The 351-nt window shown below is 65.8% G+C and carries 1 protein-coding gene; it reads left to right on the top strand.

Going from position 1 to position 351, the window contains the following annotated elements; genetic code table 11:
• Positions 1-63 precede the first annotated feature (63 nt).
• A partial coding sequence (locus tag R0J92_RS22025) for a sulfite exporter TauE/SafE family protein (RefSeq protein ID WP_411053218.1) occupies positions 64-351 on the top strand: 288 nt, incomplete at its 3' end.

Below are 351 nucleotides of genomic sequence, written 5' to 3'. Positions count from 1 at the left end.
CGAGTACCGCTCGTCCCTCCCCCGTTCGATAGACCGGACCGATAACTGGATCAACTGCCCGTCATGCAACTCGATCTCCTGTTCTTCGCCGCGGCCGTCCCGGCCGTGCTTCTCGTCGGTCTGTCGAAGGGAGGTCTGGGAGGTGCCTTCGCGCTGATGGGCGTGCCGCTGCTGGCCCTTGTGGTCGATCCGCTGAAGGCCGCCGCCATCTTCCTGCCGATCCTGATCGTCATGGACATCGTCGCCCTCTGGGCCTGGCGCCACCACAATGATCGCCGGACCCTGCTGATGATCCTGCCGGGCGGCATCTTCGGCATAGCGCTCGGCTGGGCAACCTCGGCCATGGTGCCG

This window comes from Tritonibacter sp. SIMBA_163 (assembly GCF_046535935.1).
Taxonomy (GTDB): Bacteria; Pseudomonadota; Alphaproteobacteria; order Rhodobacterales; family Rhodobacteraceae; genus Epibacterium; species Epibacterium scottomollicae.
The sequence above is the reverse complement of the archived record's forward strand: the minus strand, read 5'-3'. Positions and strand labels throughout refer to the sequence as shown.